The sequence below is a fragment of the Phycicoccus sp. Soil802 genome (assembly GCF_001429605.1).
GTDB lineage: Bacteria > Actinomycetota > Actinomycetes > Actinomycetales > Dermatophilaceae > Pedococcus.
This window is the reverse complement of the sequence record NZ_LMSS01000006.1, coordinates 416,182-437,972: the sequence shown is the minus strand read 5'-3', so window position 1 is coordinate 437,972 and position 21,791 is coordinate 416,182. Positions and strand designations below refer to the sequence as shown.

The following is a 21,791-nucleotide window of genomic DNA, read 5'->3' as shown; positions in this document are numbered from 1 at the left end:
GTCAGGACTCCTTGACGCGGACCATGCCCTCCTGGGCGACGGTCGCGACGAGGGTGCCGTCGGCGGCGAACATCCGCCCGATCCCCAACCCGCGGCCGCCCGAGGCCGAGGGCGACTCCTGCGTGTAGAGGATCCACTCGTCGGCGTGCACCGGCCGGTGGAACCACATCGCGTGGTCGAGGCTCGCCGGGCGCAGCCGGCGGTCGGTCCAGGTGAGCCCGTGCTTGCGGATCACCGGCTCGAGGAGCGTGTAGTCCGAGGCGTAGGCGAGCACCGCCGCGTGGATCAGCGGGTCGTCGGGCAGCCGCCCCAGCGCCCTCATCCAGACACTCTGGTGGGCGGTGAGCTCGGGCCCGGGCGCCACGAAGAGGTTGTTCTCGACGTGGCGGTGCTCGATCGGGCGCTTCACCAGGTGACGGGCACCCGGGTGGTCGATGCCGCCGAACTCGTCGGCGAGCGAGCGGAGCTCGTCCGGGCCGGGGACGACGGGCATCGGGTCCTGGTGGTCCAGGCCCCCGGAGGCCTCCTGGAACGACGTGATCATCGACAGGATGGGCAAGCCGTCCTGGATGGCGTGCACGCGACGAGTGGAGAACGAGTTGCCGTCGCGCATCCGCTCGACCGCGAACCGGATGGGTTGCGTGTCGTCGCCGGGCCGCATGAAGTAGCCGTGCAGGGAGTGGATGTGCCGGGGGCCGTCGCCGTCGTCGACGTCCTGCATCGTGCGGCCGGCGGCGATCACGCACTGCGCCAGGACCTGCCCGCCGAAGACCCGCCCGTGGGGCATCTTCTGGCTGCGCCCCAGGAAGACCGTTGCCCCGGACTCGCCGAAGTCGGCGCGGTCGCCGACGCCCTCGACGGTGATCCTGGCCGTGCCCAGCTCCTCGAGGTCGAGGGTGTCGAGCAGGTCGGCCAGGGGGTCGAAGTCGGGGTCTGACCCAGGGGCGATGTCAGGGGTGCTCTCGTCGCTCACGCCTCGACCCTAGCGGGGGCGGTGACGCGCTCACGCAGCAGTGCGACGGCTCTCCGGGCGGCCGGGTGGTGCTCGACGGAGGCCTTCACGGCGACGTAGACGTGCCGCACCGGCGTGGGTGCCACGAGCGGGATCGCGACGACACCCGGGGGCAGCCGGGTCGCCCCCAGACCGGGCAGGACGGTGACGCCGACGCCGGCCGCCACGAAGGCGATCGCGGTGGGGTAGTCGTGCGTCTCGATGCGGAAGTCGGGGCTGAAACCCGCCTCGGCACAGGCGTCGAGGATGACCTGGCGGCAGAAGCCGCGGTTGAAGTCGTTGTCCACCCACTGCTCGCTCGCCAGCTCGGCGAGCGGGACGCTCCGAGCCCGGGCCAGCGGATGGTCGGTCGGCACGACCACGGCATAGGGGTCGTCGAGCAGGTGGTGCACGCGGGACTGGGCGCGGCCCGGGCGCAGGTGCTCGTCGGCACCGCCGACGAAGATCTCGAGGTCGGGATCGGGGTGCCCGTCGCCGAGCAGCTCGATGAGCCGCAGGTCGAGGCGCAGCTCGGGGAACTCCTGCATCAGCCCGGCGACGATCGGCGGGATCCACGCCGCCCCGGCAGAGGCGAAGTAGCTGATCGAGAGCCGCCCCACCCGACCGGCGCGCAGGTCACCGACCACCCCCTCGACGCCGCTGAGCGACTCCAGCACGCGGCCGGCCTCGTCAGCCAGGGTGCGGCCCGCCGCGGTCGGCTGGATGCCGCGACCCTTGCGCTCGATGAGCAGCAGGCCGGTCTCGCGCTGCAGAGTGGCCAGGTGCTGGCTCACCGCGGACGGGGTGTAGCCGAGCGTGGTGGCTGCCGCACCGACCGAACCGGTGGCGACGACGGTGCGCAGGACACGGAGGCGATGCACGTCGAGCATGCTCCGACCATACAGTGATGCTTAACGGAAGTGAAGGAACCATCGCTTGTGCTGATGTGTCCCCGCCCTCGACGATTGACCGGTGACCACCGCGACCAGTCCAGTCCTCGAGCCCCGCGACGCCACCCTGCCGGAGACCGCGCAGCCGCGGCGGCTGGTCAGCCCCGCCACCCGGGCGGCCGGGGCCGCGCTCGTGACCATCGTGCTCTGGGCGTCGGCCTTCGTCGTCATCCGCAGCAGCGGTGCGCACCTGTCGCCCGGGCCGATGGCCCTCGCCAGGGTCGCGGTCGCCGCGGTCGGGCTCACCCCGTTCGTGCTGCTCGGGCCCGGACGCGCTGCCGGCCCGCTGCTGCCCCGCGGTTGGCGCGCGGTGCTTCCCGTCGTGGGGTACGGCGCGCTCTGGTTCGCGGGCTACAACGTCGCGCTCAACGCCGCGGAGCGGCACGTCGACGCCGGCACGGCGGCGCTCCTGGTCAACGTCGCCCCCGTCCTCATCGCCCTCGGCGGCGGGCTCTTCCTCCGTGAGGGCTTCTCGCGACCGGTCTTCCTCGGGTGCGCCGTGGCCTTCGCGGGCGTCGCCCTGATGGCGTCGGACTCCAGTGGACGGCGCGACGGCGCGGGCATCGCCTTCGCCCTCGTGGCCGCGGTGCTCTACGCGTCGTCGGTGCTCCTGCAGAAGGTCACACTTCGCAGCGTGGACGCGCTGCGGGCCACCTGGCTCGGCTGCCTGGTCGGCACCGTGGTCACCCTGCCGTACGCGGGCGAGCTGGTGCGCGAGGCGCAGGATGCACCCACGTCGGCGCTGCTCGGGGCGGCCTACCTCGGTGCGTTCCCGACGGCGGTGGCCTTCACGACGTGGGCCTACGCGCTGCGACGTATGCCGGCTGGTCGCCTCGGACCGCTCGGCTACCTCGTGACCGTGCTGTCCGTGCTGATGTCCTGGGTCTTCCTGTCGGAGGTGCCGAGCACGCTCGCCCTGGTCGGCGGAGCGGTCTGCCTGGTCGGCGTGGTGGTCAGCCGCCGCCGCCCGCGCTCACGCGACGAGGGGTGAGCCACCGTGCCTCGACGGCCGGGCCGACTGCGCGTCGTCCCAGGCCAGGGCCAGGCGCTCGACCGCCTCGCCGACCACCTCCGTCGGGTGACCGGTGAACGGCAACCGGAGGAACCGCTCCATGCCACCCTCGACCGCGAACTGGGCCCCGGGAGCCAGCACGAGGCCGCGCTGGTCGGCCGCCGCGCACAGCGGGGTCGACAACGCCTCGGGCAGCTCCACCCACAGGCACAGGCCGCCCTCGGGCATGCGGAACCTCCACTGCGGCAAGCGAATCCGCAACGCGTCGACCAGGGCGTCACGAGTGGACACGATGGCAGCGCGCCGGTCCGCGATGATCTCTTCCCGGTGCGCGAGCAGGTCGGTCAGCACGAGCTGCTCCAGCACCGGCGCCCCGAGGTCGAGGGTCAGCCGGGCGCCCACGAGGGCGGGCATCAGCTCGCGGGGGGCGCGGATCCAGCCGATCCGCAGGCCACCCCAGAACGACTTGCTGGCGCCGCCCAGGGTCACGGTGCGCGGGTGGTGGGCGCCGAGCGGGCGGGGCATGCGGAGGTCGGGGTCGTGGGCGAGGTCGACCAGCGTCTCGTCGACGACCCCGACCGTGTGGGTGCCGGCCAGGGCGTCGCCGAGCTCGGCGCGCTGGGCGTCGGGCATGAGCGCGCCGGTCGGGTTGTGGAAGTCGGGGATCAGGTAGGCGGCACGCGGGGCGGTCTGGCGCAGGGCGGCCTCGGCGGCGCCGATGTCCCAGCCGCTGCGGTCGAGGGGCAGGGCCACCGCGCGCGACCCGGAGCGCCGCAACGTGTCGATCGCGTTGGGGTAGGTCGGGCTCTCGAGCAGCACGCGGTCGCCGGGGGAGAGCAGCGCGCGAGCCGTCACGGCGAGCCCGGCGAGGGCTCCGCTGGTCACCATGACCTGGTCGGGTGTCGTCGCCAGCCCGCGCTCGGTGAACCGCTGGGCGAGGGCCTCGCGCAAGGACATCAGGCCGAGTGGGTGGTAGCCCGTGCCGGCGAGGTAGCGGGGCAGCTCGGCCACGGCGCGCTCGTAGGCGGCGACCGTCCCCGGCGGGGCGCTCATCGAGGCGCAGGTGAGGTCGATGACGCCTCCGTCGTGCTGCTCGGACGACGGGTGCAGCGCGGTGCCCTGCCGTCGCCCGGCCGGGTCGCCCGGCAGCGCGACGACGCTGCCGGAGCCCTGCCGCGAGGTGAGGTACCCGCGGTCGCGCAGCTCGGCATACGCGCGCGTGACGGTGGTGCGGCTCACCCCGAGGGCGGTGGTGAGGTCGCGTTCGCTGGGCAGCCGGGTGCCCACGGGGACCCGCCCGTCTGCGACGAGGAGCCGCACGGCGTCGGCGAGCCCGCGGTACGCCGGCGCCGTCTCGAGGGCCGCGCCCAGCATCGGCACCAGCCGGGTCGCGGAGATTGCTCGGGTCGCCATGCAGACCACTTTCTCACGATTGGCTATGGAAGAACAGACCAATGCAGGCCAATCTTGGCACCATGACCCGCACCTCCCTCGCCTCCCTCACTCCCCGGCAGCAGCTGCGGGCCGGCCGCACCACCCGTCGGCTGGTCCAGCTCGCCGTGGGCCTGACCCTCTACGGGGTCTCGATGGGGATGATGGTCCGCTCCGGGCTCGGGCTGGACCCGTGGGACGTGTTCCACTACGGCATCGCCCAGCACCTGCCGGTCAGCTTCGGCACCGTGACGATCATCGTCGGGGTGGCGGTGCTGCTGCTGTGGATCCCGCTGCGGCAGTGGCCCGGGCTGGGCACCGTCGCCAACGTGGTCGTCATCGGTCTGGCCACCGACGCGACGCTGGCGCTGCTCGAGGCGCCCGACGCGATGGTCTTGCGGGTCGTGCTCCTGGTGGGCGGGATCGTCCTCAACGGGTTGGCCGGCGCGCTCTACATCGGGAGCCAGTTCGGCCCCGGTCCGCGCGACGGTCTGATGACCGGTCTCGTGCGCCGCACCGGGCGCAGCTTCCGGTTGGTGCGGACCAGCATCGAGGTGACCGTGCTCGTCGTGGGCTGGCTGCTCGGCGGGGTGGTCGGGCTCGGCACCGTGCTGTATGCCGTGCTGATCGGCCCGGTCGTGCAGGTGTTCCTGCCGATCTTCACCGTGCCGCTCGACGGCATGGCAGGCGTGGCCGGCCTGACGGCTGCAGGCAACCCTCCGGCGTCAGGCGTCGAGGGCCAGCACGAACGGCAGCACGCCGGTGGCACCCGCACGGCGCAGGGCGGCGGCCGCGACGGTGAGCGTCCAGCGCGAGCTAGCGATGTCGTCGACCAGCAGGGCGGGTCCGTCGAGCCCGCGCAGGCCTGACGCCTGCTCGGCGCCGACCTCCAGACGACCCCACACCCCGGCGAGCCGGAAGGCGCTGTTGCCGCCCGCCTCGCCGACCGGTCCACCGTCGACGGCGTCGAGGGCGCCCAGCCACTGCATCCGGCCCATCTCGGCGATGCCCCGGCCCAGCGACTCGACCAGGAGCGGACGGGTGCGGGACGGGACCATGGCCACGGCGACGGGTCGCTCGGTCCAGCCCCAGTCGCGCAGGATCGGCACACAGGCCCGCAACAGCTCGGGCGGCACCGCGGCATCGGGCGCTCGCAGGAGCGACCGGAGCTGCTGACCCCAGCCCAGGTCGGTGAGCCGGGCCACGGCCCGACCGGTCTCCATCGCCTCGTCGGGGCTGATCTTCCCTCGCACTGGCACACCGAGCCGGTCCATGCCCGTCGGCCACTGCGCCCGCGACTCCAGCTCGACCCCGGCCCGCTCGAGACGACCTCGCGCCGTGGTGACCGCGACGGCAGGGATGTCGGTGGGGAACCACACCCCGGCACACGAGTCGCAGCGTCCGCACGCCGCGGCGGAGTCGTCGTCGAGCGACTCCTGGAGGAACTCCATCCGGCAGCTGCCGGTCTGCTCGTAGCTCACCATGAGGTCCTGCTCGCGCACCCGGGCTGCGGTCACCCGCGCGTAGCGCTCGGCGTCGTAGGTCCACGGCTGGCCGGTCGAGGTCCAGCCACCCGGCACCCGCTGGACGGCGCCGTCGACGTCGAGCACCTTGAGCAGGAGCTCGAGCCGGGTGCGCCGGATGTCGACGATCGACTCCAACGCTGCGGTGGACAGCGCCTTGGCCGAGCCGGCCAGGGCGGTCAGCACGGCGTCGGCCTGCTCCTGACGGGGCATCGAGGCGGAGGCGAAGTAGGCCCAGATGTCCTTGTCCTCCGGCCCGGGCAGGAGCAGCACGTCGGCCCGCTCGGTGGCGCGACCGGCACGGCCGACCTGCTGGTAGTAGGCGACCGGCGACGAGGGCGCGCCGAGGTGGAGCACGAAGCCCAGGTCGGGCTTGTCGAACCCCATGCCCAGCGCCGAGGTCGCCACGAGCGCCTTGACCTGGTTGTCGCGCAGCATCGCCTCGAGGCGCTCGCGGTCGGCCGGGTCGGTGCGGCCGGTGTAGGCCCGCACCTCGTGGCCCGCCTCGCGCAGGGCGACGGCGATGTCCTCGGCGGCCGACACGGTGAGGGTGTAGACGATGCCGCTGCCGGGGAGCGAGTCGAGGTGGGCGAGCAACCAGGCCAGCCGCTGCTCGGGTGAGGTCAGGGCCATCACGCCCAGGCGCAGCGAGTCGCGGGCGAGGCCGCCGCGCAGGGTCAGCACGTCATGGCCGCCGGCCCCGAGCTGCTCGACCACGTCGGTCACGACGCGGGCGTTCGCGGTGGCCGTGGTCGCCAGCACCGGGGTGTCTGCGGGCAGCACCGTGAGCAGGTCGCGGATCCGGCGGTAGTCGGGGCGGAAGTCGTGGCCCCAGTCGGACACGCAGTGGGCCTCGTCGACCACGAGCAGGCCGCACCGGCGGGCCAGGTCGGGCAGCTGCTCGTCACGGAACCGCGGGTTGTTGAGGCGCTCGGGGCTGACGAGCAGCACGTCGACCTCGTCGGCCGCCAGCGCCGCCGAGACCTGCCCCCACTCGTCGGCGTTGGCGGAGTTCATGGTCACCGCCCGGATCCCGGCCCGGCCCGCGGCGGCGATCTGGTCGCGCATCAGCGCGAGCAGCGGCGACACGATCACGGTCGGGCCGGCGCCCTCGGCCCGGCGCAGGGCGGTGGAGACGAAGTAGACCGCCGACTTGCCCCAGCCGGTGCGCTGGACGACGAGCACCCGGCGGCGCCGGCCGACCAGCGCCTCGACGGCCTCGAGCTGGCCGTCGCGGAAGTCGACGTCGTCGCGGCCGACCAGGCGCCGCAGCACGGTGGTGGCCTGGGTGTGCAGGTCGGGTGCCGCGGTGGTCTCCATGGCGACCACCGTATGCCGCCGGCCCGACAGCCCTGCGAGGATGTCCACATGGCCCACGACCAGCACCCCGACGGGAGTCCCGACGACCGCCGCGACTCCACCGAGCCCACCGCCCGGTACCGGGTCAACGTGCCGCTCCGCTGGAGCGACATGGACGCCTATGGCCACGTCAACAACGTGCAGTTCCTCCGGCTGCTCGAGGACGCCCGCGTGATCGGCTTCGAGGACTGGTTCGGCCAGGACCGGTCGGTGCTCTCGGAGGGGATCCTCGTCGCGCGCCACGAGATCGAGTACCTCGCGCCCCTGCTGTTCCGGGTGCCGCCCATCGTCGTGGAGATGTGGGCCACCAAGATCGGGGGCGCCGGCTTCGACCTCGCCTACGAGGTGCGCGACGGGCGGCCGTCGGCCGAAGGTGGCGAGGGCGACGTGGTCTACGCCCGCGCGGAGACGACGCTGGTCCTCTACGACTTCGCAACCAGCACCCCGCGACGGATGGACGACACGCTGCGGGCCATGCTCAGGGCGCACTCGGGTGAGCCGGTGCCCTTCCGCTGGCGTCGACGCTGATGGAGCTGACCTTCCCCGACCCGCAGGGCCTCGACGACCTGCGCACCTACGTCGCCCGCGCCAAGGCCGCGGACGAGGACGGCGCGATCCGGCTCCAGGCGACCGGGCAGACGTTGGCCGCCTACGTCGGCGTCCTGCCGGGCAGCGGCCTGATGGCCGAGGGGGTCGTGATCGGCCTGCGGGCGATGCCGCTGGCCGAGCCGGTCCACCTCGACGTCACGGTGTCGCTGGCCGCGGTCACCGACCGCCTCGCCCGCGAGGGCGGCTCCACCCTGTCCCTGCCCCCGGTGACCGTCAGCGTCGCCTGGGCGGCGATGGCGCCGCCGCGTGGCGGGTGGGAGCGCGTCGGGGCGGTCACCGCCGACGAGGTGTATGCCGTGGCGCGACAGGGGATCGAGGAGGTCGCCTCGGGCGCCCCTGCGGACGCGGGGAGCGCGGCCGTCACGGCCCTGCGCCGACGGGTGTGGGGGCGGCTGACGACCACGACCCCGCCGGTTCCTGCGGGCGGCGCCTTCGCGGCATACGTGCTGGGGTTCGCTGCTCCCGGGGCAGAGATGACGGTGTGGGCGCACGGCCGGTGGACCCGGCTGTCAACGCCCGCAGGTCACGTCCTGATCCGCTGACCGGCCACCACGGTCACTCCGTCGCGGCCGTCCAGAGCCGGGTGCCGGTCGCCGTGCCCGTCACGAGGACCAGCCGCCCGGGTGACGCGGCCAGCGACACCGGTCGACCGGGAGGTCCCCGGAAGGCGACCCAGCCGCTGCCCTCCTGACGAGCCAGCACGACGGCCTCGCGCCCGGCCACCGCGACCCAGACAGAGCCCGCTGTCACGGAAAGGGCTGGAGGCACGCCCGATGAGGTCGGCACCGCGGGCAGGGGCGATCGGGTGACGGACGCCGGCGCCACCTCCCATGCCGCGGGAGCATCCCCGTCGAGCCCGGCGACCCAGCAGGCGTCACCTGCGCAGGCCGCACTGGTGGCGCGGGCCGAGGGGCTCCTCGTGGGCAGGTCATGGCGCGTCCACGGCCCGCTCACCTTGGGTGCCGTCCACGTCGTGGCGCGGGTGACGACGGACGAACCTCCGCCCAGGTCGGTCACGGAGCCGGCCACGAGGAGCCGCGTGGCTGACCAGCCGACTGCCGCAGGCTGGGGCAGGAGGCGGCCGGTGCTGGCCAGAGCAGGGTCGGCAGGGACGCGGTCCCACCCGTGCGGCGCGGTGTCCGTCCAGAGCCTGGCGTCCAGGCCCGGGCCGTCGTCGTCCCACGTCCCCGCCACCACAGCTCCTCGGCCGAGTCCGACCGCGGCCAGCCCGCCCGATCGTGGTCCACCGAAGGTCTCGAACGGCTGGGGTTCCTCGACGAGGCGTGCCGGCGTGCCGTCCCACACGGTCCACCGGGGGAGGCCGTGGGCCCCGCCTGACGCTCGCCCGAGCGCCAGGACGCGCCGGCCGTCGGTGGCAAGGTCGACCCAGCGGGCGCCCGGGGCGTAGACGCTGTGCGGCTCGAGCCTGACCGGGCCGGAGCGGCCGTGCCCGGCACGTCGACCCGGTACATCGATGCCCGTTCCCCGGTGCGGGTCGCGACCAGGACGACTCCGTCGCCCGCGCGGACCAGCAGCGGGCGCGCACCGGCAGGGAGGTCCACGGCCGCCCACTGCATGGGCCGGGGAGAGGGCATGGGCACCGGCGCAGGGGTGCTGCTGCAGCCCACGGCGCCGCCGAGCAGCAGGGCGCTCGCCACGACCGTTCGCAGCCTCCTCACGGCAGGGCTGCGTCCAACAGCGGCGCGAGCTCCCTGGACACCACCCGAAGCGCGTGGGTGTCCCGCTCGGCGCGGGCCAGGACCAGGCTTCCTTCCAACGCTGCGAGCATCAGCGTGGCGAGGGCGGCGGCCCGAGCCGGCCGCACTCCCATGGTCCGCAGGCCGGAGCGCAGGGGCTTCTGCCAGGTGGCGAGAGCAGCCGCTGCGGCCGCCCGTACCTGCGGGTTGGCGTTGGCGGTGTCGACGACCGAGGCGGCGACAGGGCAGCCGCGCGCGAACTGCCGGTCCTCGAGCTCCGCAGCCCACTGGCGCACCAAGTCGTTGAACATGCCAGAAGGACTGGGCCGACGTGTGTCGCGGAGGTAGGCGCGGACCTGTGCGGCAGCGAATTCTCCTGACCACTCGAGCGCCTCGGTCACCAGCTGGTCCTTCCCGCCGGGGAAGTAGTGCTGGAGTGAGCCGCGCGGGGCGGCGGCACGGGTGGCGACGGTCCGCAGGGCCGCGCCTCCGACACCGTCCTCGCGCATGGCCTGCGCGGCCTCGTAGACCATCCGTTCCCGTGGGGACCGCTGCGGCTTCTCCATCGACCCACACTATGACACTTGTCATGATCGCTCTACTATGACAAGTGTCATGACAGGGTCGTGACACACCTGGACAGGAGGATCGACATGACGGTCGGATTCATCGGGCTGGGCATTATGGGGCGACCGATGGCGGCGAACCTGCTCGCAGCAGGTCAGGACCTGGTGGTGTGGAACCGCTCGGCACCGGCGCTCGACCACCTCGCGAGCCTGGGTGCACGGAGGGCTGTCGACGTGGCCGAGGTCTTCGAGCGAAGCGAGGTCGTCCTGCTCATGCTGGCCGGGGAGAGTGGGGTGGACGCCGCGTTGCCGAGAGGCACCGAAGAGCTCACCCACCTGGTCCGGGGACGCACCGTGGTCCACCTCGGGACCACGTCACCGTCCTTCTCGGTCGCACTGGGACGCGAGGTCGAGGCAGCCGGTGGCTGGTACGCAGAGGCACCTGTCTCGGGGTCGCGACCGGTCGCAGAGGCGGCCCAGCTCGTCATCATGCTCGCCGGTGAGGCAGCGGTGCGGTCCCGCGTCGCGCCGCTTCTCGCGCCGCTCGGCAGGGCGGTCGTCGAGACGGGCCCGGTGGGCAGCGCGCTCCTCACCAAGCTGGCGGTGAACCTCTTCCTCATCACCCAGGTGACCGGCCTGGTCGAGGCGTTCCACTTCGCGGCCGCGCACGAGCTCGACCTCGAGGTGTTGCAACGGGTCGTCGACGAGGGGCCGATGGCGAGCACGGTGTCCCGCGCCAAGCTGGCCAAGCTGGTCGCGGGTGACTGGGCCGTGCAGGCAGGCGCCGCCGACGTGCTCATGAATGCCGAGCTCGTGGTCTCGGCCGCCCGGCAGGCCGGGGTCGCCACACCACTGGCCGATGCGGCGCACGACCTGTTCGCCGAGACCGTGGACGGGGGGTGGGGAGGCCTCGACATGGCCGCGGTCATCGCTGCAGTCCGGGCGCGGTCCAGCCGTCCCGGCGGTGCGGAGCCGGGGCCGCGGGCTCAGGTCCTGATCCGCTGACCGGCGACCACGACCAGGGCGGCGACGACGCTGAGTCCCAGCCACATGCTCACGAACACCGGGACGTCCTGGCCGGCGGTCGTGTGCCGGGCCGCGAAGACCGCGCCGGCGGCGGCGATGCCGAGCACCGAGCCCAGGACGTCGGCGAGCTGGAGCGACGACGACGTCGTGCCGTGGTCGGCAGGCGACGTGAGGGTGAGTGAGAGCACCGAGAGGCTCGCGGTGCCCAGGCCCATGCCCATGCCGCAGGAGACGAGCGCCACGGCGATCAGCCACGGAGGCCAGGCGAACTGCGCGACCGCCACGATCGCGAGCAGGCCCGCGGTCAGCAGCACGCCACCGGCGACCACGAGCTGGTGGCGACGCCCGGCCCAGCGGTCGCGGCCCTGCACCCACGAACCGGTGGACCACCCGAGCGACCCGACCGCCAGGATCGTGCCGGCCGTCGCGAGGGTCTGACCACGCTCGTTGACCAGCATGAGCGGGATGTAGGTGATCGTGCCGAAGAACGAACAGGTCAGCAGGAAGCGCGCCAGCATCACCGACGGCAGCCCGCGACGCAGCAGCCAGGTGCCGCGCGGCAGGAGCATCGGTGCGGTGGCGGCGATCCCCGCCACACCGAGGACGGCGACCGCGGTCTTGGTCGACCAGCTGAGCTCGAGGTCGTGGGTGCCCCACTGGAGGGCGCCCGCGGACACCGCGATGAGCACCCCGAACCACGCTGCCCGGGCGTGCTCGCGGTGGTCGCGGCTCGACTCGTCGATACCCTCGTCGGCGGCTGCGATCTGTGCGCGCCGGGCGAAGACCAGCGCGAGGGCGGCGACGACCGGCACGACCACGAGCCAGAAGACCCAGCGCCAGGACCACGTCGTCGTGACCCATGCGGCGACCGGTGGACCCAGCAGCGAGGGCAGCACCCACGCGGCGGAGATCACGCTGAACACCTTGGGCCGCAACGACTCCGGGTAGGCCCGGCCGATGACGACGTAGCCGGCGACGATGATCAGCCCGGCTCCCAGGCCGGCGACCCCACGCCCGGCGAGGAACGGCCCGAACGACTGCGAGCCGCCACACAGGCCGCACCCGGCCGCGAACAGGAGCTGGCCCGCGAAGAGGGAGGGCAGCGGACCCAACCGGTCGCACCAGACACCGGCCAGCACGATGCCGAGCAGCTGGGTCGTCAGCATGACCGAGAAGGCGAGCCCGTAGGACCGCACCGCGTCGAGCTCGCGGGCGGCGTCCGGCATCGCCGTGGAGACCGCCATGCCCTCGAAGGCGATCACCGTGATCAGCGCCAGCAGGGAGACGGACAGCAGCACGTAGCGCGGGTGGAAGACGCCGACACGCGCCTCGGGTGCGCTGCCCGGACCAGCATCCTCGACACCCTCCGGGGCAGGGTGTGGGGTGGGCGTGGTCACTGGCGCAACGGTACGCCGCGCTCGGTCAGGACGTCGGCGAGGGTGTCGATGCGGTCGGACACGATGCCGTCCACGCCGAGGTCGAAGAGCCGGTGCATCTCGTCGGCGTCGTCGATGGTCCAGACGTGGACGTGCTTGCCCATCGCGTGCACCCGCTCGACCAGCCCCGGCGTGACCAGGTCGAGGCGACGACCGCCGACGAGGTGCCCGGTCGGGATCTGCAGGACGGCCGCGGGGGAGCGCAGCCACGAGGCGACCCGCTGGGGGGCCAGGCGCAGGGCGGCCACCTCAGCCGGTCCGGTCGCGGTGGCCAACCCCGGTCCGAGGAGCCGGCGCACGGCCCGCAGCCGCCGGTCGGAGAACGAGCCGACGCAGACGCGGTCGATCGCCCTGTGTCGACGGATCACCTCGGCCAGGGGCTCGATGGCTCCCGGCGCCTTGACGTCGATGTTGATCCGGGTGTCCGGAAACTCCTCGAGCAGGTCCGAGAGCAGGGGGATCGGCTCGGTGCCGTGGATCCGGGCGACCCGCACCGCGGCATACGGGAGGTCGGCGATCACGCCACGCTGGTCGGTGACCCGGTCGAGCCGCAGGTCGTGGAAGGCGAGCAGCGTGCCGTCCACCGTGGCGTGCACGTCGGTCTCGAGGTAGCGGTAACCCATCCGTACCGCCTCGCGGAAGGCCGCGAGGGTGTTCTCGAGGTGCAGGTTGGCCGCGAGCTTCGCCCCACCCCGGTGCGCCAGCCCGATGGGGGTCGGGGCGTCGAAGAAGGCGAAGTCCGCGGCTCTCACGCGCCCATTCTGTGCCACGACCCGACTCCGTCAGCCGGTTCGATGTGAACGCGCCGGGGATTCCCGGCGCGTTCACATCGAATGAGGGTGAGGGTCACGTCAGAGAGCGGCCCAGACCGTCGTGTCGGTCGGCACCAGGCCGTCGTCGGTCAGGTCGCCCGAGGCCACCACGACGGTCGCGCCGTCGGGCAGCGCCACCGGCTCGGTGCCGAGGTTCGCGATGACGAGGGTGTCCTGGCCCTGGCCCGTGTTGACCAGGGCGACCACCTCGTCGCCGAAGCCCTCCGCGAACCGCAGCCCACCCGTGCCGAGCTGGCGGTCGCGCCGCGTCCGCAGCAGGGTGCGGTAGAGCTCGAGCGTCGACCCCTCCACGCCGTCCTGCTGGTCGACGGCGTAGTCGCCGTAGATCGCGGGCTGCGGGAGCCAGGTCTGGTCGGTGGGACCGAAGCCGAACGACGGCGCGTCCTTCTCCCACGGGATCGGGACGCGACACCCGTCGCGGCCGATCTCCTTGCCCTTGCTGCGGATGAAGGTCGGGTCCTGGCGGAACTCGCCGGGCATGTCGGTGGAGTCGGGCAGGCCAAGCTCCTCGGCCTGGTAGAGGTAGGCCCCACCCGGCAGGGCGAGCATGAGCGTGGTCGCCGCCCGCGCCCGCCGGAGCCCGAGCGCCCGGTCGGGCTGCGGGTCCTCGGCGCTGATGCCGTTGGGCCGGCGCTCGCCGACCGGCAGGCCCAGCCTGGAGGCGTGCCGCACCACGTCGTGGTTGGACAGCACCCAGGTGCTGGGGGCGCCCACGGAGTCGGCCGCCGCGAGCGAGGACTCGATCACCTCGCGCAGGTCCTCGGCGCGCCACTGGCTCTGCAGGAAGTCGAAGTTGAACGTCTGGTGCATCTCGTCCGGGCGGATGTAGCGCACCGCGCGCTCCTGGGGTCGCACCCAGGCCTCGGCCACGAGGATCCGGTCGGGCTCGCCGTACTCGGCCAGCACCTTGTGCCAACGGCGGTAGACGTCGTGGACCGGGTCCTGGTCCCACATCGGCGGCATCGGGGCGCCGGGCTTCACCTCGCCGTCGAGGATGTGCAGCTCGGCGTCGTAGTCGGGCAGCCCCTTCTCCTTGATGAGGCCGTGCGCCACGTCGACCCGGAAGCCGTCGATGCCGCGGTCGAGCCAGAAGCGCAGGATCGACTCGAACTCGTCGCCGACCTCGGGGTTGTCCCAGTTGAGGTCGGGCTGCTTGGTGTCGAACAGGTGGAGGTACCACTGGCCGGGCTGTCCGTCGGCCTCGGTGATGCGCGTCCAGCCGTTGCCGCCGAAGACCGAGTGCCAGTCGTTGGGCGGCAGGGCGCCGTCCGGGCCCTTGCCGTCGCGGAAGATGTAGCGGTCGCGCTCCGGGCTGCCGGGTGCGGCGGCGAGCGCCGCCTGGAACCACTCGTGCTCGTCGCTGGTGTGGTTGGGGACGAGGTCGACGATCACCTTCAGACCGAGCTCGTGGGCCCGCGCGACCATCGCGTCGGCGTCCTCGAGCGTGCCGAACAGGTCGTCGATGTCGCGGTAGTCGGCGACGTCGTAGCCCGCATCGGCCTGGGGCGACTTGTAGAACGGGCTGAACCACACGGCGTCGACGCCGAGCGCCTTGAGGTAGTCGAGCCGGGCGGTGACACCGGGCAGGTCGCCGATGCCGTCACCGTCGGCGTCGGCCCAGGACCTGGGGTAGATCTGGTAGATCACGGCGTGCCGCCACCAGGCTGCGTCGGCCGAGGCTGCGGGGTGGATGAGGTGCGTGGAGAGGGTCGTCGTCACGGGAGACAATGCTGACGCATCGAACGCGTTCGGGGAAACCAGCCTGCCACCGTCTTGCCCAGCGGAACCACCCGCGAGCCGGAGGGTATGCCGCGTGGCCGGGCCACGCGGCACCCCGCACCGTGAGCGGTGGGTCAGTCCTCGTCGAGCGAGTTCACCATCGAGTGGGCGGCGCGCTCGAGGTAGTCGCGCAGCAGCAGGTCGTTCGCCGGGGGGAGGTCGAGGGTGTCGACCGCGGCCATGATGTGGTGCAGCCAGCGGTCGCGCTGCAGAGGGGTCACCTTGAACGGGTGGTGCCGCATCCGCAGCCGGGGGTGGCCACGTTGGTCGGAGTAGGTGGTCGGGCCACCCCAGTACTGCTCGAGGAACATCCGGAACCGCTCCTCGGCCGGTCCGAGGTCGTCCTCGGGGTAGAGGGCGCGCAGCGGGGGGTCGGTGGCCACTCCCCGGTAGAACTCGTGGACCAGCTTGCGGAAGGTCTCGTGCCCGCCGACCTGGTCGTAGAAGCTGCCGAACTGCTCGCCACCGGGCGACTGGATGCTCATCGGGCGCCTGCCGCGGGGCCGAAGGGCGTCATGACCGGGGCCTTGACGCCGTTCTCGTCGAAGGCGGCCTTGACCCGCTCGCGGATCTCGCGCGAGACGCCGTACTGCTGCTCGGGGGCGGTCTTGGCGATCACGCGGATCGTCACGACCGAGCCGGTCATCGACTCGACCCCGACGACCTGGGGCTCCTCCAGCAGCTTGTCGGTCCAGTCGGGGCTCTGGTCGAGCTCGTGGACCACGGTGCGGATCAGCGGGATCACCTTGTCGAGGTTCTCGGAGTAGGCGACCGGGATGTCGACCATCGCGGTGGACCAGCCCTGGCTCTTGTTGCCGATCCGGATGATCTCGCCGTTGCGGATGTACCAGACCACGCCCTGGCCGTCGCGCAGCCGGGTGACTCGCAGCGAGACCTCCTCGACGGTGCCGATGGCCTCGCCGGTGTCGACGACGTCACCGACGCCGTACTGGTCCTCGAGGATCATGAAGATGCCCGAGAGGAAGTCCTTGACGAGGCTCTGGGCGCCGAACCCGAGCGCCACACCGCCGACCCCGGCCGTGGCGAGCACCGGTCCGAGGTTGATCCCCACCGTGGTCAGGATCGTGAGGACCGTGACCATGACGACGACGAAGGTGACCATGCTCCGCAGCAGCGAGCCCATGGTCAGGGTGCGCTGGCGGTGCCGCTCGTGGGCCGAGCCGGTGGCCTGGGCCAGCACTCGTCCCGCCCGGCTGCTCTCGCCGGTCCGCCGGGCGTCCGACCGGGCGAGGGTCGTGGCGACCACCCGACCGATCGATCTCAGCGCCAGCCAGCGGAGGATGACGGCCGCGACCACCGTGATGACGATGTCCAACGGCTGGCCGGTGAACCAGTCCCAGGCCGAGTGGGGAGTGACCTCGAGCAGGGCATGCAGGTTGAACCCGTCCAAGAACCTCTCAGGCATCGGCATCACGCTGCTGCGCGCGCAGGGCGCGGGCGATCGGGTCGCGGTTCTCCGTGACCAGGCGGCGCAGGGCCGCGGGCGCGTCGGGGTGCGCCAACAGCCAGGCCTCGGTGGCGTCGTGGAGCCGCTGGTCGGCCAGGACCGTGGGGTAGAAGCCGCGGACCAGGATCTCGATGATGGCGTGCGACCCCTTGCCCTCCACGGTGTCGAGCATCGCGTGGTACTTCTCGACGTAGGGCTCCAGGAGCGTGTTGTCGTGCACCGTCGCGAAGCCGGCGGCGACCGACTCGAGGATCGAGTTGGGCAGACCGGTCTCCTCCACGCCACGGCGCCAGGCCTCGGCCTTGGCCTCGGCGGTCGGGAAGGACGCGCGGGCCTGCTCGGCGTGCTCGCGCCCGGTGGCCGTGTTGTCGCGCGCCAGCTCGGCGTCGATGTCGGCCGTCGTCGCCGCGCCACAGGCGGCGAGCGTGGTGAGCAGTCGCCAGCGCATGTCGGTGTCGATGGCGAGGCCGTCCAGCACCTCCGTGCCGTCGAGGAGGCCACGCAGGTATGCCGCGTCTTCGCCACCGCGCTGGTGCGCGGCATACGCCCCGACCAGCTGGAGCTGGGCGTCACTGCCGGGCTCGGCGGCCACAGCGAGGGCCCGCAGGTCGCGGGCGGCGCTCGCGAGCGCCGCCTCGCGGTGGGCCGGCGCGACATAGAGGTGCAACGCCGTCTGCAGCTGGCCCAGGAGCACCCGGAGCAGGGTCGAGTCGGTCTCGCCGGGGAGCGAGGCGAGGACGAGCGCCGCGAAGTCGCGGGCCGACATCTCGGCGTCGCGGGTCATGTCCCACGCGGCGCCGAGGACGAGGGCGCGGGGCAGGCTGTCCTGGAACCCGCGCGGGTGCGCCAGGGCGGTCGCGAGCGAACGCTCGTCGAGGCGGATCTTGGCGTAGGCGAGGTCGTCGTCGTTGACGAGGAGCAGGTCGGGGGCCGGGCGACCGACCAGCTGCGGCAGGTCGGTGGACTCCCCGTCGACGTCGAGCTCGATCCGGTCGGTGCGGACCAGCGCGCCACCGCCGGGGGCGCTGTCGTCGACGTCGTACAGGCCCACGGCCAGGCGGTGCGGACGCAGCGTCTCGAACCCCTCGGCGTAGGTCTGGACGATCCGCGCGGAGGAGACCAGACCCTGGTCATCGGTGTCGATCTCGGGGTGGAGGGTGTTGACGCCGGCGGTCTCCAGCCACAGCTTCGACCAGGATCCCAGGTCGCGCCCGGAGGTGGCCTCGAGCTCGCGCAGCAGGTCCTCGAGCCGGGTGTTGCCCCAGGCGTGCTTGGCGAAGTAGGCCCGCAGACCGGCGGTGAACGGCTCGCGGCCGACGTAGGCGACCAGCTGCTTGAGCACCGAGGCGCCCTTGGCATAGGTGATCCCGTCGAAGTTGACCTCGACGTCCTGCAGGTCGCGGATCGGCGCGACGATCGGGTGGGTCGAGGACAGCTGGTCCTGGCGGTAGGCCCAGGACTTCTCGGAGGTGCCGAAGGTGGTCCAGGCGCTGGTCCACTCGGTGGCCTCCGCCTGGCAGGTGGTCGAGGCCCACTCGGCGAACGACTCGTTGAGCCACAGGTCGTTCCACCACTTCATCGTCACGAGGTTGCCGAACCACATGTGGGCCAGCTCGTGGAGCAGGGTGAGCGCGCGACGCTCGACGAGGGCCTCGGTCACCTTCGAGCGGAAGACGTAGATCTCGCTGATGGTGACGGCGCCGGCGTTCTCCATCGCGCCCATGTTGTACTCGGGAGTGAAGAGCTGGTCGTACTTCTCGAACGGGTACTCGCAGTCGAACTCCTCCTCGAAGAAGGCGAAGCCGAGCTTGGTGCAGGCGAAGACGTTGTCGGCGTCCAGGTGCTCCAGCAGCGACTGGCGGCAGAAGATCCCCAGGGGCACCGTGCCGCGGCGGGTCTCCACCTCGTCGCGCACCACGGCGTAGGGGCCGGCGACGAGCGCGGTGATGTAGCAGGACATCCGCGCGGTCGTGCCGAACGCCCACGTGGCCACGCCGGCACGCACCGGCGTCGGCTCGGGGGTGGGGGAGTTGGACACCACCTGCCAGTGGTCCGGGGCGGTCACGGTGAACGCGAAGGTCGCCTTGAGGTCGGGCTGCTCGAAGACCGCGAACATCCGGCGGCAGTCGGCCACCTCGAACTGCGAGTAGAGGTAGACCTCCCCGTCCACCGGGTCGGTGAAGCGGTGCAGCCCCTCGCCGGTGTTCATGTATGCCGCGGTGGCGTCGACCGTGAGCGTGTTGCGCTCCGCCGTGGCCGGGACCCGGACGCGCACGCCGTCGAAGTGGGTGGCCGGGTCGAGCGGCTCGCCGTTCAGGGTGATCGCTTCCACGGACGGGGCGATCAGGTCGACGAACGTCTCGACGCCGGGCTCGGCGCTCGTGAACGTGATCGTGGTCGTGCTCCGGAACGTCGTGTCCGAGGTGGTCAGGTCCAGGGTGACGTCGTAGTGGTCGACGGCGATGACAGCGGCGCGGGCGGTGGCCTCGTCGCGGGTGAGGTTCATGCCAGGCAACGGTGCTCCTGCACGTAGGGAGGTCGAGTGGTTTCGGCGGCCATCCTCGCACGGGTGGGCCACCGGGCGACCACCGCTGGTGTGGCTCCCGGAGGGCAGTGGCAGGATTGTGGGTGTGACTGCCACCCCTGTGTCCGAGACCCGTACGTCCGCCGAGTTCTGGTTCGACCCCCTGTGTCCGTGGGCGTGGATGACGTCCCGCTGGATGATGGAGGTCGAGGAGGTCCGTCCCGTCGACGTGACCTGGTCGGTGATGAGCCTGGCGGTCCTCAACGAGGGTCGCGACCTCCCCGACAGCTACCGCGAGATGATGGATCGAGCCTGGGGCCCGGTGCGGGTCATCATCGCCGCGGCGCGCGACCACGGCGACAAGGTGATCAGGCCCCTCTACGACGCCATGGGCACGCGCATCCACCTCGGTGGCGAGAAGGACTACGCCAAGGTCATCGGCCCTGCCCTGGAAGAGGTCGGGCTGCCCTGGGAGCTGGCCGACTTCGCCGAGTCCGACGCGGTCGACGCAGAGCTGCGCGCGAGCCACCAGCGGGCCATCGACCTGGTCGGTGACGACGTCGGCACGCCGGTCGTCGCGGTCGACGGCGAGGCCTTCTTCGGTCCGGTCGTCTCACCCGCCCCCAAGGGTGAGGCTGCGGGTCGGCTCTGGGACGGCTGCGTCCTGGTGGCCGGCACCCCCGGTTTCTACGAGCTCAAGCGGTCGCGGACCGTCGGCCCGATCTTCAGCTAGACCCACGCAGCAGCTAGACCCACGCAGCAGCCAGACCCACGCAGCGACTGAGAGACGGGGGCTGCAGGGCGCAATAGGATCGCTGCGCGCTGTTGGCGACACAGCAGACTTCGACGGAGGAGCACCAGATGCGCGTCCACATCGGCGGCGACCACGCGGCATACGAGCTGCTCGGTGAGCTGGTCTCGTTCCTCGAGGCCGAGGGCCACGACGTGACCAACCACGGGCCGCACACCCTCGACCCCGAGGACGACTACCCCGTCTTCGTGCTGCGTGCAGCCGAGGCCGTCGCCGCTGACGCGGACTCGCTGGGTGTCGTGCTCGGTGGCTCGGGCAACGGAGAGCAGATGGCGGCCAACAAGGTCGCCGGCATCCGCGCGGCCCTGTGCTACAACGCCGAGCTCGCGACCCTCGCTCGGGAGCACAACAACGCCCAGGTCATCTCGATCGGGGGCCGGATGAACACCGTCGAGGAGGCCAAGGCGATGGTGGCGGCGTTCCTCGCGACGCCGTTCTCCGGTGCGCCGAGGCACCAGCGCCGGATCGACATGGTCAGCGCCTACGAGGAGTCCGGCACGCTGCCGCCGCAGGCCTGACTCGCCGCCTGATCTCCACCGATCTGGCGCGCACCCACTGACCTCCCACTACGCTGGCGGCGGGTCGGATAGGGGTCGACCCATCCCGCAGACGCACAAGGGTGCCCGCACCCTGCCTTGCCGAAGGAACTTCACAGTGGTTGTCGAGAGGACTTTTCTCGCTCGGCGATCCGTCATGTCCCGGGTCCAGCGCAGTCGGTACAGGTTCGTGCGCTGGGGCCAGGCGGCGACCGCGGCGGGCGTCATCGCTGCGAACACGCTGCTCTGCTGGTCCATGTCCCTGTGGCCCGACAACGTCCCCTTCTCGGCGTACGTCCCGGTGGCCGTCCTCGCGGGCCTCTTCCTCACCCCGAAGGTGCTGGCCGCGGTCGACGTCGCGATCCTCATCGCCGGGGCCTACACGGTGCTGGACCGGGACGCCTCCCCCGGCATCCTGGCCGCGTACGGCGTGCTGACGCTCGTCATGATCATCATGTTCTGGGTGGCTGCCTCGCGGGCCCGCCTGGGCGTGCAGGGCAACCTCGGGGAGTCGATGCTGGTCGACCTGCGCGACCGGCTGCGCACCCAGGGCGAGCTCCCGGAGCTGCCGAGCGGGTGGGGCGCCGAGCTGTCCGTCCTGTCCGCGTACGGTGACTCGTTCTCCGGCGACTTCCTCGTCACCAGCCGCCACGACGACGTCCTCGAGCTCGCGCTGGTCGACGTCTCGGGCAAGGGCATCGCTGCCGGCACGCGGTCACTGCTGCTGTCCGGGGCGTTCGGGGGCCTCCTCGGGTCGCTGCCCTACGACACCTTCCTGCCGGCCGCCAACTCCTACCTGCTGCGCCAGGCGTGGGACGAGGGCTTCGCGACCGCGGCGCACGCCATGATCAACCTGACCACGGGGGAGTACAGCCTGGGGTCGGCCGGTCACCCCCCGGGCGTGCGCTTCTCGGCCGGCTCGGGCCGGTGGGAGGTCCTCGAGGGTGACGAGGGCCCAGTGCTCGGCGTCACCGAGGGGCTGGCCTTCCCCCGGATCCGCGGCCAGCTCGGCCGTGGCGACGCGCTGCTCCTCTACACCGACGGGGTCATCGAGGTCCGCAACCGCGACCTGCGCGACGGCATCGACCGGATGCTCGGGACGGCGGAGCGGATGATCGGCAAGGGCTTCGAGGGCATGGCTGCGAAGGTGTGCAACGCGGCCCGGGCCGGCGAGACCGACGACCGCGCGGCCGTCCTCGTCTGGCGCCGCTGAGCCCGAGCCTGCGTCGGGTGGGCGCCG

19 protein-coding genes are annotated in these 21,791 nt (G+C 72.4%); 7 read left to right on the top strand and 12 right to left on the bottom strand.

The window, feature by feature from the left end; all coding sequences use genetic code 11:
- Position 1: 1 nt before the first annotated feature.
- A complete protein-coding gene (locus ASG91_RS16075; protein ID WP_235543601.1) occupies positions 2 to 973 on the bottom strand; it encodes an acyl-CoA thioesterase II in 972 nt (323 codons plus the stop codon).
- The gene (locus ASG91_RS16070; protein ID WP_056923627.1) at positions 970 to 1,881 is read right to left on the bottom strand and encodes a LysR family transcriptional regulator; all 912 of its coding nucleotides are present in this window, start codon (positions 1,879 to 1,881) and stop codon (positions 970 to 972) included. The genes ASG91_RS16075 and ASG91_RS16070 overlap by 4 nt, the downstream gene beginning before the upstream one ends.
- Before the next feature lie 82 nt (positions 1,882 to 1,963).
- On the opposite strand from ASG91_RS16070, the gene ASG91_RS16065 reads away from it, so the two are divergent.
- Positions 1,964 to 2,932, top strand: a complete 969-nt coding sequence (locus ASG91_RS16065; protein WP_235545698.1) for a DMT family transporter — start codon at positions 1,964 to 1,966, stop codon at positions 2,930 to 2,932.
- Here the strand turns inward: ASG91_RS16065 and ASG91_RS16060 are convergent.
- Both ASG91_RS16060 and ASG91_RS16050 read right to left on the bottom strand, forming a co-directional pair.
- Positions 2,915 to 4,366, bottom strand: coding sequence for a PLP-dependent aminotransferase family protein (locus ASG91_RS16060; protein WP_056923811.1), 1,452 nt, complete (start codon positions 4,364 to 4,366; stop codon positions 2,915 to 2,917). The two genes, ASG91_RS16065 and ASG91_RS16060, sit on opposite strands and share 18 nt — an antisense overlap.
- A 743-nt stretch (positions 4,367 to 5,109) precedes the next feature.
- Entirely contained in the window at positions 5,110 to 7,227 is a 2,118-nt protein-coding gene (locus tag ASG91_RS16050) for an ATP-dependent DNA helicase RecQ (protein ID WP_056923810.1), read from the bottom strand.
- A 48-nt stretch (positions 7,228 to 7,275) separates the two neighbouring features.
- Here ASG91_RS16050 and ASG91_RS16045 point away from each other — a divergent pair, with 48 nt between their 5' ends.
- Positions 7,276 to 7,794: a thioesterase family protein gene (locus tag ASG91_RS16045; RefSeq protein ID WP_082592426.1), complete on the top strand. Its 519-nt coding sequence runs from the start codon at positions 7,276 to 7,278 to the stop codon at positions 7,792 to 7,794.
- Positions 7,794 to 8,417 (top strand): hypothetical protein, encoded by a 624-nt coding sequence (locus tag ASG91_RS16040; RefSeq protein ID WP_056923626.1) that lies wholly within the window; start codon positions 7,794 to 7,796, stop codon positions 8,415 to 8,417. Before ASG91_RS16045 ends, ASG91_RS16040 begins: the two co-directional genes overlap by 1 nt.
- A 13-nt stretch (positions 8,418 to 8,430) precedes the next feature.
- Here the strand turns inward: ASG91_RS16040 and ASG91_RS16035 are convergent, their stop codons facing one another.
- Both ASG91_RS16035 and ASG91_RS16030 read right to left on the bottom strand, forming a co-directional pair.
- Positions 8,431 to 9,069 (bottom strand): hypothetical protein, encoded by a 639-nt coding sequence (locus tag ASG91_RS16035; RefSeq protein WP_157581830.1) that lies wholly within the window; start codon positions 9,067 to 9,069, stop codon positions 8,431 to 8,433.
- Between the two features lie 481 nt (positions 9,070 to 9,550).
- The gene (locus ASG91_RS16030) at positions 9,551 to 10,138 is read right to left on the bottom strand and encodes a TetR family transcriptional regulator C-terminal domain-containing protein (protein WP_056923624.1); all 588 of its coding nucleotides are present in this window, start codon (positions 10,136 to 10,138) and stop codon (positions 9,551 to 9,553) included.
- An 87-nt stretch (positions 10,139 to 10,225) separates the two neighbouring features.
- Between ASG91_RS16030 and ASG91_RS16025 the strand changes: the two genes are divergently transcribed.
- On the top strand, positions 10,226 to 11,143 hold the full coding sequence (locus ASG91_RS16025) for an NAD(P)-dependent oxidoreductase (RefSeq protein ID WP_056923623.1): 918 nt from the start codon (positions 10,226 to 10,228) through the stop codon (positions 11,141 to 11,143).
- Here the strand turns inward: ASG91_RS16025 and ASG91_RS16020 are convergent.
- The 6 genes from ASG91_RS16020 to pepN all read right to left on the bottom strand — a co-directional run bounded on the left by ASG91_RS16020 (position 11,125) and on the right by pepN (position 19,195).
- Positions 11,125 to 12,561: an MFS transporter gene (locus tag ASG91_RS16020; protein WP_056923622.1), complete on the bottom strand. Its 1,437-nt coding sequence runs from the start codon at positions 12,559 to 12,561 to the stop codon at positions 11,125 to 11,127. The two genes, ASG91_RS16025 and ASG91_RS16020, sit on opposite strands and share 19 nt — an antisense overlap.
- On the bottom strand, positions 12,558 to 13,352 hold the full coding sequence (locus ASG91_RS16015) for a glycerophosphodiester phosphodiesterase family protein (RefSeq protein ID WP_056923621.1): 795 nt from the start codon (positions 13,350 to 13,352) through the stop codon (positions 12,558 to 12,560). Before ASG91_RS16015 ends, ASG91_RS16020 begins: the two co-directional genes overlap by 4 nt.
- Before the next feature lie 99 nt (positions 13,353 to 13,451).
- A complete protein-coding gene (locus ASG91_RS16010; protein WP_235543605.1) occupies positions 13,452 to 15,152 on the bottom strand; it encodes a glycoside hydrolase family 13 protein in 1,701 nt (566 codons plus the stop codon).
- Positions 15,153 to 15,286: 134 nt separating this feature from the next.
- A complete protein-coding gene (locus ASG91_RS16005; protein WP_056923619.1) occupies positions 15,287 to 15,697 on the bottom strand; it encodes a globin in 411 nt (136 codons plus the stop codon).
- Entirely contained in the window at positions 15,694 to 16,638 is a 945-nt protein-coding gene (locus tag ASG91_RS16000; RefSeq protein ID WP_056923808.1) for a mechanosensitive ion channel family protein, read from the bottom strand. The genes ASG91_RS16005 and ASG91_RS16000 overlap by 4 nt, the downstream gene beginning before the upstream one ends.
- Positions 16,631 to 19,195 carry an aminopeptidase N gene (gene pepN, locus ASG91_RS15995; RefSeq protein ID WP_056923618.1) on the bottom strand — a complete coding sequence of 855 codons (2,565 nt, stop codon included), beginning with the start codon at positions 19,193 to 19,195 and terminating at the stop codon, positions 16,631 to 16,633. Before pepN ends, ASG91_RS16000 begins: the two co-directional genes overlap by 8 nt.
- Positions 19,196 to 19,310: 115 nt before the next feature.
- Between pepN and ASG91_RS15990 the strand changes: the two genes are divergently transcribed.
- From ASG91_RS15990 to ASG91_RS15980, 3 genes are all read left to right on the top strand, one after another.
- Positions 19,311 to 19,937: a DsbA family protein gene (locus ASG91_RS15990; RefSeq protein ID WP_256363729.1), complete on the top strand. Its 627-nt coding sequence runs from the start codon at positions 19,311 to 19,313 to the stop codon at positions 19,935 to 19,937.
- A 128-nt stretch (positions 19,938 to 20,065) separates the two neighbouring features.
- Positions 20,066 to 20,533, top strand: coding sequence for a ribose-5-phosphate isomerase (locus tag ASG91_RS15985; protein ID WP_056923616.1), 468 nt, complete (start codon positions 20,066 to 20,068; stop codon positions 20,531 to 20,533).
- Between the two features lie 175 nt (positions 20,534 to 20,708).
- Positions 20,709 to 21,764 (top strand): PP2C family protein-serine/threonine phosphatase, encoded by a 1,056-nt coding sequence (locus ASG91_RS15980; RefSeq protein ID WP_056923615.1) that lies wholly within the window; start codon positions 20,709 to 20,711, stop codon positions 21,762 to 21,764.
- Positions 21,765 to 21,791 lie beyond the last annotated feature (27 nt).

Excerpts from the sequence above, each read along its gene's own strand:
- ASG91_RS16070 (WP_056923627.1), bottom strand. The coding sequence starts at position 1,881 with ATGCTCGACGTGCATCGCCTCCGTGTCCTGCGCACCGTCGTCGCCACC.
- ASG91_RS16060 (WP_056923811.1), bottom strand. The coding sequence starts at position 4,366 with ATGGCGACCCGAGCAATCTCCGCGACCCGGCTGGTGCCGATGCTGGGC.
- ASG91_RS16050 (WP_056923810.1), bottom strand. The coding sequence starts at position 7,227 with ATGGAGACCACCGCGGCACCCGACCTGCACACCCAGGCCACCACCGTG.
- ASG91_RS16045 (WP_082592426.1), top strand. The coding sequence starts at position 7,276 with ATGGCCCACGACCAGCACCCCGACGGGAGTCCCGACGACCGCCGCGAC.
- ASG91_RS16040 (WP_056923626.1), top strand. The coding sequence starts at position 7,794 with ATGGAGCTGACCTTCCCCGACCCGCAGGGCCTCGACGACCTGCGCACC.
- ASG91_RS16030 (WP_056923624.1), bottom strand. The coding sequence starts at position 10,138 with ATGGAGAAGCCGCAGCGGTCCCCACGGGAACGGATGGTCTACGAGGCC.
- ASG91_RS16000 (WP_056923808.1), bottom strand. The coding sequence starts at position 16,638 with ATGCCTGAGAGGTTCTTGGACGGGTTCAACCTGCATGCCCTGCTCGAG.
- ASG91_RS16025 (WP_056923623.1), top strand. The coding sequence starts at position 10,226 with ATGACGGTCGGATTCATCGGGCTGGGCATTATGGGGCGACCGATGGCG.
- ASG91_RS15985 (WP_056923616.1), top strand. The coding sequence starts at position 20,066 with ATGCGCGTCCACATCGGCGGCGACCACGCGGCATACGAGCTGCTCGGT.
- ASG91_RS15980 (WP_056923615.1), top strand. The coding sequence starts at position 20,709 with ATGTCCCGGGTCCAGCGCAGTCGGTACAGGTTCGTGCGCTGGGGCCAG.
- ASG91_RS16005 (WP_056923619.1), bottom strand. The coding sequence starts at position 15,697 with ATGAGCATCCAGTCGCCCGGTGGCGAGCAGTTCGGCAGCTTCTACGAC.